Below are 19,109 nucleotides of genomic sequence, written 5' to 3'. Positions count from 1 at the left end.
TCGTCCCTAGTATATTATTACTAGGGACTTTTATTTTTTTGATAACAAAACTGGGAAGAAACTTTTTAGGAAATCCTTTATTGAGTATTGTATAAATAGAGTGCTTAATTCAAAGATTAGTAAAGATATATATTAATAATAAAAACAATAAAAAACTCAGGACGAGAAATAGGAGGAAGTTATGGAAAACTTAAATGTATATGATGTTCTAAAAGAACGTGGATTTTTAAAACAATTGACTCATGAAGAGGAAATGAGAGAGATTTTTGGTAAAGAGAAGGTTACTTTCTATATAGGATTTGATCCTACAGCAGATAGTCTTCATATTGGACATTTTATTGCAATGATGTTTATGTCACACATGCAAAGAGCGGGTCATAGACCAATAGCTTTAGTTGGTGGTGGAACTGCAATGATAGGAGATCCATCAGGTAGAACTGATATGAGAAAAATGCTAACAAAAGAAGATATCGACCACAATATATCTTGTATTAAAGGTCAATTATCAAGACTTATAGATTTTAGTGATGGAAAAGCAATTCTTGAAAATAATGCAGACTGGCTTTTAGATTTAAATTATGTAGATTTCATAAGAGATATAGGAATGCATTTCTCAGTTAATAGAATGCTTACAGCAGAATGTTTTAAACAAAGATTAGAGAAGGGATTATCATTCTTAGAATTTAACTACATGTTAATGCAAGGATATGATTTCCTAGTTTTAAACAAAAAACACAATTGTACAATGGAGCTTGGTGGAGATGACCAATGGTCTAATATCTTAGCTGGAATGGAGCTTATTAGAAGAAAAGAAAGTAAGTCTGCTTACGGTATGACTTGTTCATTACTTACTAATAGTGAAGGAAATAAGATGGGTAAAACTGCAAATGGTGCAGTTTGGCTTGATCCAGCAAAAACAACTCCTTACGACTTCTACCAATACTGGAGAAACATCGATGATGCTGATGTGGAAAAATGCTTATGCTTATTAACTTTTGTAGAAATGGATGAAGTAAGAAGACTTGCAGCATTAGAAGGTGCAGGAATTAACGAAGCTAAAACAGTACTTGCTTATGAAGTAACAAAGCTTATCCATGGTGAAGAAGAAGCAGCAAATGCTAAAAAAGCATCAGAAGCTCTATTCAGTGGTGGAGCAGATATGAGCAATGTTCCTACAGTTGAAATTGGTTCAGATATGAAGAATGGAGCTATTCTTGATATAATAACTACAACTGGAATAGTACCATCTAAAAAAGAAGGAAGAAGACTTATAGAGCAAGGTGGACTTACTATAAACGATATTAAAATAGAGGATGTTAATGCAACATTTAATGAAAGCTATGTAGAAAAAGATGGTTATGCATTAATAAAAAGAGGTAAGAAAAAGTTCTATAAATTAGTGATTTCTTAGTTTGAAATTAATGAGTATGCCTAGGGTATACTCATTGTTTTTTTGCAATGCACTTCACTAAACTTAAATTGATACGATTAATTTATTAGGGGGTGTAGTCTATGTCAGGGTTATGGAAAATAAATATGGTGCAAAATTACACAACTAAGGATGATTTTAATAAACTCACTTTTAAAAAGGGAGATTCATTTTCAGCAAGAGTTTTAAGACTAGAAGGTAGTGCTACAGATATTGTTATAAAGCTTTTAGATGGAAGGGTGTTCCCAGCAAGAGTGGATGGTATTGTATTAGAAGAACCGCTAAGTGATTACATGTTTAAATTTCAACTTGATGGTTTTGAGAATGGGAAATTTCTCCTTAATGTTTTGGAGTCTAATTTAATAGATAAAGGTATAGGTGATGTAAATTTAAAGGGAATGGATCCACTTATGGAGGAACTCCTTAAAAATTTAGATTTTCCAGTGGTTAAGGACGATGTTCCAATATTAAAGACCATGCTTAAAAATAACATTCCACTTACAGAGGAAAACCTTTTAGATATAAAGGGTCTTAAGGAATTTATAAATAAGGGAAATACTTCATCTAAAGAAATAGATGTATTTATAGATAAGTTTATTGAAGGAAAGGGTATACCAGCAGGAAGCTCAGAGGCAGAAACTGCAAAATCAACTCTATCCAAAGTATTAAATCAAGTGAAAAATTTAAATTTAGATGACATTGTTGTTATGAAGTCTTTAGGTATAAAGCTAAATGAGGATAGTATTAAGTCCTTTACAAGGGTAGTTTCCAATGACTATAATATACTAGAACAGTTGGAGGATACCAATAATGTTATTAAAGATAAGCTTTCTGGCAATATTAATAAAGAATCAGCTGTAGAAGGTAATTCTATAAATAAGGGATTTATGGACAGTTCAAGTTCTTCAAAGGAGTTAAATCAAGTAAACACTAATAAACCAGTTATGGATTTGAAGGAAAATAAAAATTTAGCATATAACGAATCTACCCTTGGAAGTATAGAAAATGATGAACCAGAAATTGATATAAATGAAAAGGAAATAATAAGTAAAAGTGATATAAGTAAAGGCGATATAAGTAAGCTAGTCAGTGAAATTGGGAAAGACAAAGTTAATACCTTAAAGGAAGTTTATTCAGAGGAGATTTTAGGTAAAGATATAACTAGTAATATGGTAAAAGAAGAGTTGAAAGATAAGATGTCTCTTATAAAAACAAATTTGCTGGATATGATGAAGCTATCAGAGAAGAGTACTAGTGTATTCAACAGTATAGCGCAAACTTTAGAATCAAAATTTCAGGATTTTAAGATGCTTAACACTATAAACAATAATTATTACTTTCTTAATGTACCCATAAACACGAAGAATGAAGAATATGGATGTAAGCTAATCATTAAGGATGACAGAGGTAAGGGTAAGAAGTTAGACTCTGAAAATATAAAAATAGCTGCTAGTGTTGCTACTGTTAATATGGACAAAATAGATGCCTATATAACAGTTAATAAAAATGTAGCTACAATTGAAATAGAGAGTGAAGCTATTTATGTGAAGATTTTAAAGAAATTTAAGGGTAAACTACTTGAAGATTTATCTGCAAATAACTATATGTTTAATGTGTCAATAAAAGAGAAAAAACATGAGTTTTCATTTTCTAATTGTAGAAGTTTTTTTGAAGATGAGGATTTTAGAACAATAAATACTAGGGTATAATTAGGAGTGTAATGTTATATGGAAAATTTAAAGAGAAAAAAGGCAGCTGCCCTAAAATATGAATATGGACAAAGTACTCCTAAGGTTACTGCAGCCGGTATGGGGAATATAGCAGAGAAAATACTTATGGAAGCAGAGGAAAATAAGGTACCTATTGTATATAATGATGAGTTAGCGGATATGCTTACAAAGGTAGATATTGATAGTGAAATACCCTATGAACTTTATGATGTGGTAGCAAAGATTATAGCGTATGTAATGGATATTGATGGTAAATACAAGTAATTAGGCATACTATAATAGACCAGAATGATGGCTAGTTATTTATTTTAATATGCCTTAAATGATTCTTAGTTTCAAAGAGTAGAGTATTAGAAAAGCTAGGTATCTGATAAACAAATGAACAAGAGATTATGAAATAGATAGTAGGTGATAGTATGGCATTATATGCAATTTCAGATCCTCATTTAGCTTCAGCAGAAGATAAACCTATGGATATATTTGGTGTGAAGTGGGTGGATCATGTTGAGAAAATAAAAGAGAACTGGATGGAAGTAGTAAAAGAAGAGGACACAGTATTAGTAGCTGGAGATATTTCATGGTCTATGAATATGGAAAGTGGACGAGAAGATTTAGAATTTATAAATAACCTGCCAGGTAGGAAGATTTTTGTTAGGGGAAACCATGACTATTGGTGGAGTAGCATTAAAAAATTAAATGCCATGTTTTCAGGAATGGAGTTTATTCAAAATAATTTCTTTGTCTATGAAGATTATGCTATATGTGGAAGTAGAGGATGGATTTTAGAAAATAGTCCAAAGTTTAATACCCATGATAGAAAAATCTATGATAGAGAAATATTAAGACTTAAATTATCCTTAGATGAGGCTGTAAAGCAAGGATATGAAAAAATAATATGTATGATACATTATCCACCTATATTTCCTAATATGCAGGACAGTGAATTTACTAAGGTGTTTCAGGAATATAATGTGGAAAAAGTTATTTATGGTCATCTTCATGGTGGAGGACTTTCAAATGTTTTTGAAGGGGAAAAGGATGGAGTTGAATATATTTTAACATCCTGTGATTATATTAACTTTAGACCTATAAAAATTTTAGAATAGGATATGCTTTAAACTCATGTTAAAAGTGGACTTATATTATTGAACCTAAGCCCTTTGGGAATCTAAAATTCCTGAAAATGGCTTTTCTATCAATAATATTTAAGTCCACTTTTAATATTTAGATAAAATTGAAGTTATCTCTTTTGAATCCAATTTTATTAGATAATTGTATGGAATATTACTCTAGTTTACTTGAAATATTTACTCTGTTATTACTTAGGTTATACAATTCAACTAAAGTATCCGCATAGTAAGTAGGGTAAATAATATTAGTTTACCATCTGTAACTTCAATGTATTTTTTATCATTATAATTAAGTATAATCACTAAGATACCTCCTGAACCAACATGTAGTATATAGTAATTGTACAATTAGTTAAATGAAGTATAAAGAAAATTTAAAAAAACTAAATATTATGCACTTCTGTTATATATAAGCTTAACATGACGCCTACCTCTATACATTATCAAGATAGCAGCAAAGATACAAATCAAGGATGAAATTAATATTATTGGGCGTATTGGTAGGAATTCTCCAAGGACACCAGCTATGAGCTGACCAAGTATGCCACCTAATGTAAAGATCATTTGAAAGGTTCCATTGAAACGACCACGAAGCTCATTGGGAACATAATTTTGAGTTGATGATATTCTTATGTTATATGAAGTTACGCAGAGCATACCACTTAAGAAATTCATTAACATCATTATTGCTATAGGCATAAATAGATAAGTGCCTTCAATGGCAGCGGCTATTATATACACAAAGAGTGCAATGGCAAATTTTTTATTTGTGGGATATTTAAATTTGTAATGTACAGCTCCACCAATGAGACGTCCAAATATAGCACATCCCATAATATAGGTATACCAAATTACTCCAAGGCTTGGTTCACTTTTGAAATATGGAAGAATGAGAGTTCCGGACACACCACCAATTAATGCAGAAACAAAGAAGTATCCAGTTATTACTAGCAATCCCTTTTCAGCGGATATATAACTTAACCCATTTTTAAAGTCTTCAGCATACTGCCTTAGGTTATATTTATTATTATTATTATTATTAGTATTAGTAGAATCAATATGGGTATCCTTTGCCTTAATTTGTGTTTCAAATATAGCTGCTATAAGGAAGGTTAGCGCATTAAAAATAAAAAGTGGCTCTAATCCAACATTTTCATAGCAGTATGCAGCAACGGGAACCATTATTGCAGCAAGGGGATAAATCATGCTGGAAATAGAGTATGCCTTTGTATAATTACCTTTTCCAATAAGGGTTGGATAGAAACTATCATAGGCAACTTGATATATGCTATCTATGGACCCAATTATTATACAGATTAGGAGAAACAGAGGATAATTAAAACTCCCTGTAGATATTATAAAATAAAACCCTAAATATAGAGCTGCGGATATAAAATCCAGAGTATAGATTATCTTCTTCCGAGAGAATCTGTCAATATAAGGTCCCGCAATAATTGGCATCACTATCTTGGGAAGACTATATACCACAGCAAAAAGTGCATATAAAAATATGGAACCAGTGTAATCTAAGACTAAAAGTCCTATGGCAAAACCAGATATAGCATTTCCAAGCATGGATATTATGGTACCAAGAGTTAATATTGTAAAATCTCTGGTCCACAGTGGCTGAGGAGAATATCCAGGGTCATCGTCGATTTTATTTTCCTTGTTCATGAAATTTTTCACCTCCTGCAAATTTAAAAATTACATAACTTTATTTAATTCCTACATTTTATCCTCCCTTGTTATACTCAAGAACTAACAAGATTTATCCAATAATTAAGAATTAATTTCCAAGAATATTATACCATATTTAAATAGTAAATATTAGAATATTTTACAATTTATCATACATATTTATTTTTATAATTTAAGTAATAAATTCGATGAAATCCGCATAGTTAGAACAACTAACCATCTATTTTCTTAGGGGGATTTTTTAATATTTGTGGGAATCGTTAGTTGATATTTTTATATATTATGTGAGATGTAATGTGATAGTAGATAATAAAAAAATTTACTTGTAACTATTTACTTAGTATATAAGGTTAAAGTTAAATGCGGATATCATAAGAGGGTCTAAAGAAGTTTTTGATTACATAGAAATTAGGTGGTAAAAAATGTATAATACTATTAAGGAGATTTATAAATAGGGGGATAGGGGTATGAAGAAAAGTATAGTAAAAGTATTGGCAGCATTAATGGTTCTGCAAGCTATTTCTACAACTGCATTTGCGGAAGAGAATAGGACTAGCCAGGTTAGGGATTTAATGGAGATAAATCAACTACAAGAGGTTCAAAGTAAAGTCGTGGATGAAGCCAGTCAGGTAGTTAATATACCAGATGAAAACTTGAAAATTGTTTTATGTAAGATTTTAGATCAACCACTATCTGCAAATATAACAATTAGCCAAATGAAGAAAATAACTTCAATAATATCACAGCGTGGAGGCATAGAAGATCTTGAAGGGTTACAATATTGTACTAATTTAGAGGAGTTGAACTTACTTGCTAATGAAATAAGTTATCTAGGACCATTGTCAAAGCTGACTAACTTAAAAGATATAAATTTAGGATTAAATCCTTTAAGCGATATAAGTCCATTGTCAAATCTAACTAATTTGCAAAGTTTAAATTTAGATTATTGTAACTTAAGAAATGATTTACCATCCTTATCTAAAATGACTAATTTAATTAATCTAAGATTAGGTGCTAATGGGATAAAGGATATTACTGCATTAGCAACATTAACTAAGTTAGAATTTTTAGATCTGGGGTATAACAATATAGAGGATATAAGTTTAGTTCCTAAATTTATAAACTTAAAACACCTAAATATACACAATAATTCAATAAATGATATGAGTCCATTAAAAAGTTTTAAAAGTATTGATTATCTAGAGACTAGTTGGCAAAAGGTGAAAGGACAGCAATTAATAGTCTATAAAGAAGATAAGATTTTAGAGGTTAAAAATCCAATAAAGGATAGGTATGGAAATCCCGTATCGAACTTTGAAATACAAGGAGGACGCTATAATAGTGCAAATAATACTCTTCAGTGGGACATAGCAGATGATATGAATTTCTGCGTTAACTTTTATGATGATGAAGGTAAATTTGGTATTATTGATTTCCCAGCTAACTTCGCAAGTATGCCAGAGAATGGACCTAAAATACAAGGGGTAGATTCTGCTACTTTAAAGGTAGGAGAAAAATTTGATTCCCTTAAAGGGGTAACAGCCTATGATGATAAGGATGGAGATTTAACTTCAAAACTTCAGGTTGAAGGTGTAGACACTAGTGAGCCTGCAGAAGTAAAAATAGTTTATGAAGTGACAGATAGTGATAATATTACTTCTAATATAACAAGGACCATAGTAATAAAAAGCAATAAAATTCCAGAAGTAAGTGGGATTCAGGATATAGCTATAAGTGTAGGAGATTATTTTAACCCTAGACTAGGAATTAAAGTTTATGATGATGAGGATGGTGATATAACTTCTACGATGAAGATAGAAGGTAAAGTAGATACTAGCAAGGGTGGTAACTATAATTTAACTTATAAGATTATAGATAGTGATGGAAATGCTGTGAGCTTAAAAAGAAACATAGTTGTATCTGAGCGAAAGATTCAAGTAATTCCAGGTATAGGCAAGGATAGATATGACACTGCAGCACAACTTAGTCAGCTGAAGTATATTTCCACTAGCACTGTAGTTATTGTAAATGGTGCTGCAATGGCTGATGGATTAGCTGCAACACCTTTAGCATCTTATTTAAATTCACCAATTTTATTAACTACTAAGGATACTCTTCCAGAGGTAACAAAGGAAGAAATTAAAAGATTGGGAGCTAAATATGCCATAATTGTAGGTGGGTCAGGTGTAGTTTCAGAGAAGGTTATGGGTGAACTGTATGACTCAGGAATTGATTATTTGAATGTATTAGGAGGAAAGAATAGATATGAAACATCCCTATTAATTGCTAAGTTCATTGATAGCTATTTTTATGATGTTAAAGATGTGGTTATAAGCTACGGATATGGGGAGGCAGATGCATTGTCCATTTCATCTGTAGCAGGAAGTCGTAATATGCCAATTATTTTGGTAGAAAAGGATTCGGTGCCTACTGATACTTATAAGTGGTTAAATGGAGAAATGGTGGATAATGCCTATATCATAGGGGGCACGGGAGTAGTCAGCGATGCAGTATTAAAGAGCGTTAATTCTTTGACTAGTTCAGATATAAGTAATAATAGACTTGGGGGTAAGGATAGATTTGCTACAAATGCCCAAGTAATTGAAAGGTTTTATAATGACTACGTGGATGTAGTGTATATAGCAAAAGGATATGAATTAATAGATGCATTAGCTTCAGGCGCTGTTGCAGCTTTAGATGACGCACCAGTCGTGATAGTAGGAGAGGATTTATCAAGTGAACAAAAGTCAGTTTTAACTGGGAAATCTACTTATATAATAGTGAGAGCTGGTGGTGGAATCTCTAACAAAGCAGTAAATAGCTTAGTAGAGTGTTTGAAATAATTAAATAAACTAAAATAAAAAACACCCGCAAGAATTGTTATCAAACTTAACATTCTTGCGGGTGTAAGAACCTTTTCCTTTTTTGCTTTTATGAATTCCGGTACCTCTTCCAATTTCACTGGTTTCAAATTTTCTTCTATTCAAATTCAGTTTATTCATATCAATGGAGAAGGACATACCTTGAATTAATTCCTTTTTAGATTTTTTCATTTAAATCATCCTTTCATCTTTTCTTTATAATATAGTATGATAAAATGCACACAAAATGCAACAGTTTTTAAAAAATCAGCATAAACCATAATACAATTATACCATATTTAACTAATTTTCCAGAGTGATTTTTTAATAGTTAGGGTAAGTGTTAGTTATTATTACATGATTATTTGGGGGAGTAAAAAAATAATAAGAGAGAAAAATGAACAAATAAATAAGATTTGGACTAAAAGAAGTTTAAGAGGGAAAATATTAAATAAAAGAAGAGAATATAATGTTATTGTATAATAAAACCTTCCTTAAAAATCATAGTTTTCAAGAAATTAAAAGGGAATATTATAGAAAATAGTGATATAATTAGTAAAGATAAAAAAGTTAAAATTAAGAAAGGTTGATTTTTGAATATCTAAATTGCTTTAGTAGATTATTAAGTAATAAATAAATGTTTGGAGATGAACTTATGGAATCAATAAGTATAAGATTGTTTAGAGATGAAGATTATGAAGAGTATAAGAAATTATTTTTTCAGGTATATAGGCATGAAATCAGTGATGAAGTGTTTAGGTATAAGAACAATGAAAATCCTTTTTTAAAAGGTAATCCTAAAATTTATTTAGTAATAGACGAAAATAAGATAATAGGAGCAAATTCATTTTTCCCTATTGAAATTATAATAGATGGTAAAACATATTTAGGAGTTCAATCTGGTGATACCATGGTATTAAGTGATTACAGGGGAAAAGGATTATTTAAAAAAGTAATAAGTTATGCCATAAAGGATTTGAGTCAAAGTGGATATGATTTTATTATTGGATTTGCAAACAATAATTCTTATCCAGGATTTATTAAGCTAGGGTTTAAGAAGGTAGATGAATTAAAGATTTATAAAACAATAATAAACTTTAAATGCATAAATAAAGTAAATAGAAGTTCAATATTAAAGCTGATAGCAAAAACTAATATACCTAATTTAGCTTTAAATATAGCCCGAAATACATCAAAGCTTAAAGATATTTATATTAATGAAATAGTTAATATAGATGGAGAAGTTTATAAATTTATTAATAAATGCAATGATGGTATTTATATAAATAAAAATTTACAATATAACAAATGGAAGTACAATAATAATAATAAATTAAAGTTAGCAGTATACAATAAAAATACAAATGAGATTATAGCATTTTTCATATTAAATAAATGCCAAGGCAATTCTATGTCAATTTTAGAACATTATATAGGTGATGAAAGCATGTTTAATGATATTTTCAACACACTAGAGATTTATATTTATGATAATTATAATGTAAGTTTAATTACAGTGTGGAGTTTAAATAATTCAAAACTGGATTTTATGGAGAAGAGTTACCTATATGGTAAATCAGCACCAGGTATTTATTATATATATAAGAATTTGAATAGTAAGAGTGATATTGATAAATTGGCAATGTTAAGTATTGTAAATGGGGATGCAGATACAGTATAGTTAATAAGGAGTAGGGGTAGAAAATGAACAGAGAGTTATACATAAAGCTATATAATTTATATGCAAAAGGATTACGAGTTAAAAATAATTTACCTATATATTCGATGAAAAATTCATCTTATTTTAAGAAGTGTTATTCTTTAGAACATGGAAATGAGAAAATAAATGCATTGAAGAATTTAGAAGGAAACAAGATACTAATTTTAGCACCACATGTTGATGATGATATAATAGGATGCGGTGGAGCAATATTGAAGTATATAAAGAATAACAAACAAGTATATGTTGTATATCTTACTAATGGGAATAAAAATGGAAATCCAGAAGAAAGAAAAAATGAAGCCATTTATGTGGCTTCCACTGTAGGAATTCATAGAGAAAATTTATATTTTTTAAATAGTAATGATAAAGAATTAATAACTTCAAATATAGAAGACGAATTGATTAGTGTAATAGAACAAGTTAAACCAGATACTATTTTTTTACCATGTACATTAGATACCCATATAGATCACTTTGGAGCTTCATCAAAGTTGGTAAATGCATATAATGGTTCTAAAAATACATTTGCCACGATAAAGAGAGTGTATCAATATGAATCTCAAAGTCCGATAACACATATTTATGCAAATACACTTCTGGATATAACTAATGAAATAAATAGGAAGATGAAAACTTTAAGTTTCTATCCATCACAAAAAGTGAGCTTTAGATTTTTTAAAGAGCTATATAGAATTAATGGAATGTTTATAGGTAAGAATAGATATGGAGAGTGTTACATTAAATCTACTTTAGAAGAATTTAATAACTTCTATATTAATAATTTTAAAAAGAATGAAGATTATGAAGATATTAGTGTGAAATTAATTCCACTTCGAAATAAAAGTTCTATGATTACAGCATATAATAGTAGTATAGATAACAAGAGTATGTTAAACCAACTATAATAGGAGGGAATGCAAAAATAAAATTATGAAGAGTAGATGAATTTGTGTAAAGCAAACTTATCTACTCTTTTGTTATTTCAACACACTTTGAAACAACAAAAGTACAGTGAAAAATATTTGAAAAAATATCCAAATAGGTTATAATAATTATAAGGTGGAATAATATTATAATAAATTAAGGGGGTGCATTTAAATGGAAATGTTAATGAATTTAGGAGTAAGCTTAGTATTTGGGTTAGTTGGAATTGTTATTTTAATAGTAGGATACAAGCTATTTGATTTTATAGTGCCAGCAGATTTTAACAAAGAATTAGAAAAAGGAAATACAGCAATAGCTATATTTTTAGCAGGTATGCTTATTGGATTAGCAATTATAGTTTCACAGGTTGTTAGATAAACGAATAAAGTAATTATTAAGTTAAATGATGAGTAGATTTTTTACTATAACTAATAAAATTGTATAGAGAAAAATCTACTATTATTATAAGTAATAATAGCTATTACTTATGACATGGACTTGAATATGGGGGTAAATAATTTGAGCATATATCTTTATAGAGATTATTTGGAATGGGAAAAGGATGAGCCTTTTGAAGTTCTGGAGGGTCAGCTGAATATTACGAGTAAAGGTCGTATTGTAATTGAAACTGTAGAGGATTTTAAAACCTATAAGCAAATACTTTCCTTTGATAAAATTTTTGCTATCGTATATAAGTTACCCTACAATTATATGAGTTATGAAAGAGAAATAAACATTTTCGAAAATAGTAATTCATGGTCAAACTCAACTCCAGAGGCAACCTTCAAAGGGGAAGTTCAGGAAAGCGAATGTAGCGATAGTCATATTACTTTTAATACAGTAGATAATTTTAAACAAATTATCTCTCTTTCTAAAATTTTTGCTGTTACTTATGAAAGCTAGGTGAAAGAATGAATTTGAAAGAAAAAGACTTTAGAAAAATATATAGATTTTGGAAATCTAATTTGGGGACTTTCGAACCGTTTATGAGAAGTGGACCTTTCGTATCACTTCAAACATATTCGGATTTTGAGATTACTTATTCCTTAGATGAACAATACCTTTACAATGAACATAAAGACAAATTAGAGGCGATAAAGAATCATGATTTAGAAAAAACTTTTGTTATTATAGATATTAATATGAGAGAATCTTTAGAAGTAGCTTATTTACTTAATAATAAATTCAACATAAAACCTATTATAAATTTTAATTTTCTATTCAACCCTTATGGGTTAATCGGAAGCAGGGATTCTATTGAAAGATTAGTAGTCTTAGGGGAAAATCTACAAAACATTAAGCCGATAGCTTATGTATTATTTTTAGATTATGAAAGATATGGTGACTTTCCGGAAGAGGCATATAAAAAGAAACTCAATAATCAATATGAATTTTCAGATGAGGATTTACCATACGGAAAAACATTAAAAACCTTAGGTTATACTAACTTAATCATTTATACAAAAAATAATATTAAAGAAGATATGAAAGATTATATTGAGACAATAAATAATGATTTAAATATTGAAATAAAAAGCTGGGGGTAAATATGGATGATTTTAAAAAATTATTAACTGTTAATAAAAGTAAAGCATTAGCTCTTGCAGTTGCAACAGCAATGACAGCTTCTTTATTTGTTGGCTGTACTCCAAAATCTGAATGGGATCAAAATCAAATTAACAATGAGGAAGAAGAAGAAGAGGAAAACTACAACGGTAACGTTGGTGGTTACTATAGACATATTTATGGTGGTAGGTCTGGTTTCATAGATTCAAAATATAATACAAATCAAAGTACTAATACAAATAAAAGTACGAATACAAATATCAAAGATGGTAATTCTAGCACAAGTACAAAAAAATCAACCACGGTATCTAAGGGTAAGTCTGGATATTCAAGTTCAAGAGGTGGAAGTTCTTCTAGCTAAGCTTCATAAAATAAATTAATAGAAAGGCTTTAATATGAAAAATCAAAGATTATTTACAGAAGATGTTTTATTTAATAATTATATGATTAGTAGCCCTTATGAAAATTATATTCATAGCCAAATACCATTTTATGTGGATACAAATTGTTATGATAAAATGGTGTATTACTCAGAAGCTATTAATAAAATTTCTATTAGAGTTCTAAGTGAATTAAATACAAATCATAAAAAACTTCTTTCATATATAGATAGCTTTCCTTTTAAAGATAACATTTTTAATTTGACTTGTCCTATAGCACCTATGCTATGGACAAGATTTGATACCTTTAGAGATTCAAAGGGTGAGGTTTATTTTGCTGAGTTTAATTACGATAAACCTTGTGCTCAAAAGGAAATAGCTTTGGCTGGTGACTTGGATTTTGAGAAAAATATAAACAAGGGCTTTAAGAAACACTTTATAGATTCATTAGTATCAATTTGTAATGACTTATATAATGATGAGAATATTAATGTTGGTATACTTATAGATCCATGTCATTATGAGGAACTTCATTTAGCTACTTATATTAAAGATATATTAAGTGAAACTAATATTAGTATTTATCAAGTTGGACCTAAAAATTTATCTGTTAAAGAGGATGAAGTTTATGCCTTTGACGAAATTAAAATCAATGTTATTTTAAAACTATTTCCCGCAGAGTATCTTTATGAGATAGATAATTTTATAGAAATATTAGAAGTGTTTAATAAAGGTAAGGTTACAATACTAAATGATCCTAGAGTTGTTGCTATTCAAGCTAAAACCTTCTTTGCTTATCTTTGGGAATTAGTATTATCAGATTCACCATTATTGTCTAGTGTGGAAAAGAAAGATATAGAAGCATGTATCCCATATACTACCTTATTTAATAAGGATATTGATAAAAATTTACAAAGCCAAATTTCCGAACTTATAAAGAATAAAGATAAGTATGTTATTAAATCTTCCCTTGGAAGGTATAGTGGTCAAGTATATATAGGTAAGTTATATAATAAAGATGAATGGGAAAATCAAGTTAAATTGGTGATAGAATCTGAAAAAGTTCATATAATTCAAGCTGTAATAGATATAAAACAAGAATATACCTATAGACCAGGAGAGTATAATATGAATTTGCCAGTACTTGGCTATGGGAATTTTGGAACATATATTACAAAAGAAAAGCTCATAGGTGTTTGTATAAGGTGGAGTGAAGATTTTCTTACTAATGATAGTAATTCTTGGATGTGTCCACTAGGTGTGAAGGACTATCCTGTGGAAATAGATTCTAAATATCTAAAGCCTAGAAAAGCAGTGTGGGATAGAGTTGTTGAGCGGTCCTTGTTTGAATATAACTTTACAGGTCCCTATACCAACGTAGATGAATTTTTATCTATAGATAGATTTATTATTACTAAAGAATTATATAATGAGATGAATGTAGCTAGCACTAAGTTTTGCAGTATATTAAAGAAAACTAATGAAGTTATAAAAGCTAATTTTTCTATGTTTTCTAATTTGTTAGGGTTACCAGAAAATTTAGTAGAGGCTATGCTAAATTCTGATACTGATACATTATGTGCAATAGGTAGAATAGATTTTGTCTTAGATAATAATGGGGATTTGAAAATATTAGAATTCAATTCAGAAACACCAGCTGGATTAGTAGAAAGTATTGGAATAACAAAGATTGTTAAAGAAGAATTGAATTTAGAATACATCAATCCTAATGAGGGATTAAAAGATAATGTTAGTGCTACATTTAAAAAAATTCTTAAAGATATTAAGAAGAATAAAGAAGTAAAAAACATTGGATTTGTATCTACAAATTATTATGAGGATTTATTTAACACTTCCATATTGTACGATATTTTAAAGGAAGAAGGAGAGTATAATTTAGTTATTGGGAATATTTATGACTTAGAAATTAGAGATGATAAAATATTCCTGTATAATACGGCTATTGATGCTATGTATAGATATTTTCCTTTAGATTGGATTTCTTATGACGATGATTTGTGTCATATTATACCCATGGTTAATAAGTCTATTTCATTTATAAATCCTACTCATACATTGATAACACAATCTAAGAGTTATTTAGCTGTTATTTATGAATTTATTGGCAAGGACTTTTATACAATAGAGGAAGAGGAATTTATAAAAAGGTATATTCCATATACGTGTTTAGTTCCAAATAATAAGATATCTACAGATTTTTTAGTTAAGCCTTATCTAGAGAGAGAAGGAGGCGGCATAACCATGAGTTATGAGTGCATCCCTGAAGATATAAGTAATGTTGTTTTCCAAGAACGTGTTAACATTGCACCTGTGCAAATTGAAAGGCACTCTACATTGGGGTCAAAAACTTCTATACAATTCCCTGTTATGGGAATTTATATAACTAATGATACTCCAGCAGGTATATTTACTAGAATCGGGGACTTCATAACAAATTCATCTGCAATATTCCTTCCAACTTATATAAGGAAGTAGTTAAAATAATATTGTTATTAAAAATCATTAAGCTAAATTATTAATTATTTAATAATTTAGCTTAATTTTCTTCCTTTAAGAATTTATAATAGCTAATTAAGCTAGCCTTTTTTTCATCTGATAAATTAGTAATATCAATAAATTCTCTATCATTATTTTTAATACATAAAGGTTCCCTTTGATCTTTTATTGAAATTAAGTAAGATGAAATTGTTGATGTTAACATGGATAAAAACCCTATACCTGTAAGCATTAATAAAATAGCAATTACTTTTCCTGCAGAAGTTTTAGGGCTTATATCACCATAACCAACGGTGGTTAAGGTAACTAAACTTAACCATAGAGCATCTCCATATGTAGAGATTGCCTCTCCACCTTTTTCAAAAAAGTATAGTGATAAAGAGCCAAAGAATGTTACTATACCAGTTCCTATAATAATTTGGATGAAGCAAGTTTTAAATAAAAAGACTTTCATATTATCAATTATTCTTAAAAAATAGGTTGCTACCCTTAGAAGCTTGAATATACTTCCAAAATCTCCAACAATAAAAAACTGAAGGGGGATTAGCGCTAAATAATCTATTTTATTGTCCATAACGAATTTTTTATAATTACTAGACAAAAATAGTTTAACTATACCATCCAATAAAAATATTACATATATTATATTATCAAAGTAATTTAACATACTTATTTGGTAATTAGTTAGATTATTGTTAAATTGAAATATAACTACAAAGACTGCAATAATAGATAAAAAGCCGATTATAACGTCATATATAATTCCTACAGTTTTGTTTTTGATAAACTCAAATTCATGCATAATTAATATCTCCTATAACATTGAAATTGCTAAGTATATTTTACCATAAATTACAGCTAATAAACTACTGATGATGATGAGGATATATTAAAATTTAAAAGTTTTTTAATTGAGGGGTATTTTACAATACCATAGAAGAAAAATTATAATAAAACATAAAACATACTTAACAATACTTAACATATACTTAACAATGCCTAATATAAACTTAACATCATCATGATAATATTAACATGCTGATAATTTGTTAATAAATTCAGTGCATAAAATTAAGGTGGAAACTATAAAATTCATAAGTAATAATTTAAAAGATAATTGTATTTTTAATTAGTAGATTTATAATCAATATTTTAAGAAGGAGTAAGTATATGAACTATAAGATGTTTTTTTCATTATTAGGTGGTCTTGGTTTATTCATTTATGGAATGAGTATGATGGGAGACGGATTACAGAAGGCAGCAGGTGCTAAACTAAAGAGAATACTAGAAGTTTTAACAAGTAATAGATTTCTCGCAGTTATAGTAGGGGCTGGAGTAACAGCTATAATTCAAAGTAGTAGTGCTACAACTGTAATGACTGTTGGATTTGTTAATGCAGGGCTTATGAATTTATTTCAAGCTGCTGGAGTAATAATGGGAGCTAACATTGGTACCACAATGACAGCTCAGCTTATAGCCTTCAAATTATCTGATATAGCACCATTTATTTTAGCTATAGGTGTCTGTATGGTTCTTTTTAGTAAGAAAAAGAAGACTAAAGATATTGGTGAAATTGTTCTTGGTTTTGGTATTTTATTTGTTGGTATGAGTATGATGGAACATTCAATGACACCATTAAGAGAATTGGAGAGTTTCAAAAATCTTATTTTAGTTTTAGGTAAACATCCTGTAATGGGAGTTTTAGTTGGACTTGCTATGACTGCTACAGTTCAAAGTAGTAGTGCTACAATAGGAATTTTAATGGCACTTGCTGCAAATAATGGAATACCTCTTGAAGTTGCACTTCCAATACTTTTTGGAGATAATATAGGAACATGTGTAACTGCACTTTTAGCAAGTATTGGAACTACTAGAAATGCAAAGAGAGCTTCATTAATTCATTTTATATTCAATCTTACTGGAACTATAATTTTTATGTGTGCATTACCATTGGTATTAACAATAATACCAAAATTTGGTGGAGATATACAAAGACAAATTGCCAATGCCCATACCTTATTTAATATATCAAACGTAATAATTCAAGTTCCATTCATTGGAGTATTGGTTAAAATAGTTGAAAAGTTAATTCCAGGAGAAGATGAAAAATCATCTGCATTAGTACTTCAGCATCTTGATAGAAGATTATTAGAAACACCTTCTATTGCAGTTGGACAAGTTGTTAAAGAAGTAGTGAGAATGGGTAATGTTGCATCACAAAACTTAACAAATGCAGTAAATGCTTTCATAAATAATGATGAAAAATTACTTGCTTGTGTAAATGAGCATGAAGAACTTGTTAATTATCTTGAAAGAGAAATAACATCTTATATGGTTGCTCTATCAAATACATCATTGTCTGAAGAACAATCTGAAATAATTACTTCTCTTTTCCATGTAGTTAATGACATTGAGAGAGTAGGAGATCATGCTGAAAATCTTGGAGAACTTGCTCTAAGTAAAATAGAAGGTAACATTAAGTTCTCTGAAAAAGCTATAAAAGACTTAAAATATATGTATGAAAGTGCAAAATATGCTATCGATAGTGCTGTTGTTGCCTTAGAAAATTCTGATGTTGAAGAAGCTAAAAAGGTAATTGAAACAGAAAATAAAATTGATGATATTAATAAACAATTAAGAGCAGAACACATAGGACGTCTTAATAAATATGAATGTAATCCAGAGTCTGGTACTATATTCTTAGAAATAGTATCAAACTTAGAAAGAGTTGGAGATCATTCAAATAATATTGCTGAGATAGTACTTAATTTTAAATAGAAATTAAAAACTTTAATTAACATAAAGTAACCCCATACATTTGTAGGGGTTACTTTTTTGCGAAAAGTGATAAAGATATAAAATTACTATAGGAGGTAGTGATATGTCAGAAATAAGTCACAGAAAATAACAACAACAAAAACATTGCTATATAGGCAATGTTTTTGTTGTGTGCTGTGATATAATAAATAAGTTCTAGTTATGTTTCTATACTAGAATTATGTGAAACTTTTTAAAGCAGTAATAACTAGCAATGAATTTCAATTATTAGAACTTATATAAGGTCATGTTAGCTGTTATAATCTACTTTAATGAAGATGGGGTTTTACAGGTGATAGACATCAGATAAATACAAATATAATCATATGAAGAA

16 protein-coding genes and 1 other annotated feature (1 of these 17 only partly in view) are annotated in these 19,109 nt (G+C 29.1%); of the genes, 13 read left to right on the top strand and 3 right to left on the bottom strand.

Going from position 1 to position 19,109, the window contains the following annotated elements; all coding sequences use genetic code 11:
* Positions 1-11: a binding site (T-box leader), on the top strand; it begins 218 nt to the left of the window's first position.
* Between the two features lie 170 nt (positions 12-181).
* From tyrS to RSD37_RS00470, 4 genes are all read left to right on the top strand, one after another.
* Positions 182-1,411: a tyrosine--tRNA ligase gene (tyrS, locus tag RSD37_RS00485; RefSeq protein WP_346944730.1), complete on the top strand. Its 1,230-nt coding sequence runs from the start codon at positions 182-184 to the stop codon at positions 1,409-1,411.
* Positions 1,412-1,512: 101 nt separating this feature from the next.
* Positions 1,513-3,138 (top strand): hypothetical protein, encoded by a 1,626-nt coding sequence (locus RSD37_RS00480; protein ID WP_346944729.1) that lies wholly within the window; start codon positions 1,513-1,515, stop codon positions 3,136-3,138.
* 18 nt (positions 3,139-3,156) lie between these two features.
* Positions 3,157-3,423 (top strand): EscU/YscU/HrcU family type III secretion system export apparatus switch protein, encoded by a 267-nt coding sequence (locus tag RSD37_RS00475; RefSeq protein WP_346944728.1) that lies wholly within the window; start codon positions 3,157-3,159, stop codon positions 3,421-3,423.
* 152 nt (positions 3,424-3,575) lie between these two features.
* Positions 3,576-4,265: a metallophosphoesterase gene (locus RSD37_RS00470; RefSeq protein ID WP_346944727.1), complete on the top strand. Its 690-nt coding sequence runs from the start codon at positions 3,576-3,578 to the stop codon at positions 4,263-4,265.
* A 414-nt stretch (positions 4,266-4,679) separates the two neighbouring features.
* Here RSD37_RS00470 and RSD37_RS00465 read toward each other — a convergent pair whose 3' ends face one another.
* Positions 4,680-5,963 carry an MFS transporter gene (locus tag RSD37_RS00465; RefSeq protein ID WP_346944726.1) on the bottom strand — a complete coding sequence of 428 codons (1,284 nt, stop codon included), beginning with the start codon at positions 5,961-5,963 and terminating at the stop codon, positions 4,680-4,682.
* A gap of 491 nt (positions 5,964-6,454) precedes the next feature.
* Here RSD37_RS00465 and RSD37_RS00460 point away from each other — a divergent pair, with 491 nt between their 5' ends.
* A complete protein-coding gene (locus RSD37_RS00460; RefSeq protein WP_346944725.1) occupies positions 6,455-8,830 on the top strand; it encodes a cell wall-binding repeat-containing protein in 2,376 nt (791 codons plus the stop codon).
* Between the two features lie 9 nt (positions 8,831-8,839).
* Here the strand turns inward: RSD37_RS00460 and RSD37_RS00455 are convergent, their stop codons facing one another.
* Complete coding sequence (locus RSD37_RS00455) at positions 8,840-9,040, bottom strand: hypothetical protein (protein ID WP_346944724.1); 201 nt, start codon at positions 9,038-9,040, stop codon at positions 8,840-8,842.
* A gap of 463 nt (positions 9,041-9,503) precedes the next feature.
* Between RSD37_RS00455 and RSD37_RS00450 the strand changes: the two genes are divergently transcribed.
* The 7 genes from RSD37_RS00450 (at position 9,504) to RSD37_RS00420 (ending at position 15,937) form a co-directional block, all read left to right on the top strand.
* Positions 9,504-10,529, top strand: coding sequence for a GNAT family N-acetyltransferase (locus RSD37_RS00450; protein ID WP_346944723.1), 1,026 nt, complete (start codon positions 9,504-9,506; stop codon positions 10,527-10,529).
* Positions 10,530-10,552: 23 nt separating this feature from the next.
* Complete coding sequence (locus tag RSD37_RS00445; protein WP_346944722.1) at positions 10,553-11,476, top strand: PIG-L family deacetylase; 924 nt, start codon at positions 10,553-10,555, stop codon at positions 11,474-11,476.
* Between the two features lie 193 nt (positions 11,477-11,669).
* Positions 11,670-11,873, top strand: coding sequence for a DUF350 domain-containing protein (locus tag RSD37_RS00440; protein ID WP_346944721.1), 204 nt, complete (start codon positions 11,670-11,672; stop codon positions 11,871-11,873).
* A 141-nt stretch (positions 11,874-12,014) separates the two neighbouring features.
* A complete protein-coding gene (locus RSD37_RS00435; protein ID WP_346944720.1) occupies positions 12,015-12,398 on the top strand; it encodes a hypothetical protein in 384 nt (127 codons plus the stop codon).
* A gap of 8 nt (positions 12,399-12,406) precedes the next feature.
* Positions 12,407-13,042 carry a normocyte-binding protein gene (locus RSD37_RS00430; protein WP_346944719.1) on the top strand — a complete coding sequence of 212 codons (636 nt, stop codon included), beginning with the start codon at positions 12,407-12,409 and terminating at the stop codon, positions 13,040-13,042.
* Between the two features lie 2 nt (positions 13,043-13,044).
* Positions 13,045-13,422: a hypothetical protein gene (locus RSD37_RS00425; RefSeq protein WP_346944718.1), complete on the top strand. Its 378-nt coding sequence runs from the start codon at positions 13,045-13,047 to the stop codon at positions 13,420-13,422.
* Positions 13,423-13,456: 34 nt separating this feature from the next.
* Positions 13,457-15,937 carry a glutathionylspermidine synthase family protein gene (locus tag RSD37_RS00420; protein WP_346944717.1) on the top strand — a complete coding sequence of 827 codons (2,481 nt, stop codon included), beginning with the start codon at positions 13,457-13,459 and terminating at the stop codon, positions 15,935-15,937.
* 61 nt (positions 15,938-15,998) lie between these two features.
* On the opposite strand, the gene RSD37_RS00415 is transcribed toward RSD37_RS00420, so the two are convergent.
* Positions 15,999-16,760, bottom strand: coding sequence for an ion channel (locus RSD37_RS00415; protein ID WP_346944716.1), 762 nt, complete (start codon positions 16,758-16,760; stop codon positions 15,999-16,001).
* A gap of 368 nt (positions 16,761-17,128) precedes the next feature.
* On the opposite strand from RSD37_RS00415, the gene RSD37_RS00410 reads away from it, so the two are divergent.
* The gene (locus RSD37_RS00410; protein ID WP_346944715.1) at positions 17,129-18,736 is read left to right on the top strand and encodes a Na/Pi cotransporter family protein; all 1,608 of its coding nucleotides are present in this window, start codon (positions 17,129-17,131) and stop codon (positions 18,734-18,736) included.
* Positions 18,737-19,109 lie beyond the last annotated feature (373 nt).

Origin of the sequence: Clostridium sp. (assembly GCF_036646415.1) — a bacterium.
In the GTDB taxonomy this organism is placed as follows: Bacteria; Bacillota; Clostridia; order Clostridiales; family Clostridiaceae; genus Clostridium_J.
Note: the sequence above shows the minus strand (reverse complement) of the source record. Positions and strands in the feature narration are given on the sequence as shown.

What these genes read in the sequence shown, in the direction of transcription:
- RSD37_RS00420 (WP_346944717.1), top strand. Translation starts at nt 13,457, where the DNA reads ATGAAAAATCAAAGATTATTTACAGAAGATGTTTTATTTAATAATTAT.
- RSD37_RS00470 (WP_346944727.1), top strand. Translation starts at nt 3,576, where the DNA reads ATGGCATTATATGCAATTTCAGATCCTCATTTAGCTTCAGCAGAAGAT.
- RSD37_RS00465 (WP_346944726.1), bottom strand. Translation starts at nt 5,963, where the DNA reads ATGAACAAGGAAAATAAAATCGACGATGACCCTGGATATTCTCCTCAG.
- RSD37_RS00480 (WP_346944729.1), top strand. Translation starts at nt 1,513, where the DNA reads ATGTCAGGGTTATGGAAAATAAATATGGTGCAAAATTACACAACTAAG.
- tyrS (WP_346944730.1), top strand. Translation starts at nt 182, where the DNA reads ATGGAAAACTTAAATGTATATGATGTTCTAAAAGAACGTGGATTTTTA.
- RSD37_RS00450 (WP_346944723.1), top strand. Translation starts at nt 9,504, where the DNA reads ATGGAATCAATAAGTATAAGATTGTTTAGAGATGAAGATTATGAAGAG.
- RSD37_RS00445 (WP_346944722.1), top strand. Translation starts at nt 10,553, where the DNA reads ATGAACAGAGAGTTATACATAAAGCTATATAATTTATATGCAAAAGGA.
- RSD37_RS00415 (WP_346944716.1), bottom strand. Translation starts at nt 16,760, where the DNA reads ATGCATGAATTTGAGTTTATCAAAAACAAAACTGTAGGAATTATATAT.
- RSD37_RS00440 (WP_346944721.1), top strand. Translation starts at nt 11,670, where the DNA reads ATGGAAATGTTAATGAATTTAGGAGTAAGCTTAGTATTTGGGTTAGTT.
- RSD37_RS00475 (WP_346944728.1), top strand. Translation starts at nt 3,157, where the DNA reads ATGGAAAATTTAAAGAGAAAAAAGGCAGCTGCCCTAAAATATGAATAT.
- RSD37_RS00455 (WP_346944724.1), bottom strand. Translation starts at nt 9,040, where the DNA reads ATGAAAAAATCTAAAAAGGAATTAATTCAAGGTATGTCCTTCTCCATT.
- RSD37_RS00425 (WP_346944718.1), top strand. Translation starts at nt 13,045, where the DNA reads ATGGATGATTTTAAAAAATTATTAACTGTTAATAAAAGTAAAGCATTA.
- RSD37_RS00430 (WP_346944719.1), top strand. Translation starts at nt 12,407, where the DNA reads ATGAATTTGAAAGAAAAAGACTTTAGAAAAATATATAGATTTTGGAAA.
- RSD37_RS00460 (WP_346944725.1), top strand. Translation starts at nt 6,455, where the DNA reads ATGAAGAAAAGTATAGTAAAAGTATTGGCAGCATTAATGGTTCTGCAA.
- RSD37_RS00410 (WP_346944715.1), top strand. Translation starts at nt 17,129, where the DNA reads ATGAACTATAAGATGTTTTTTTCATTATTAGGTGGTCTTGGTTTATTC.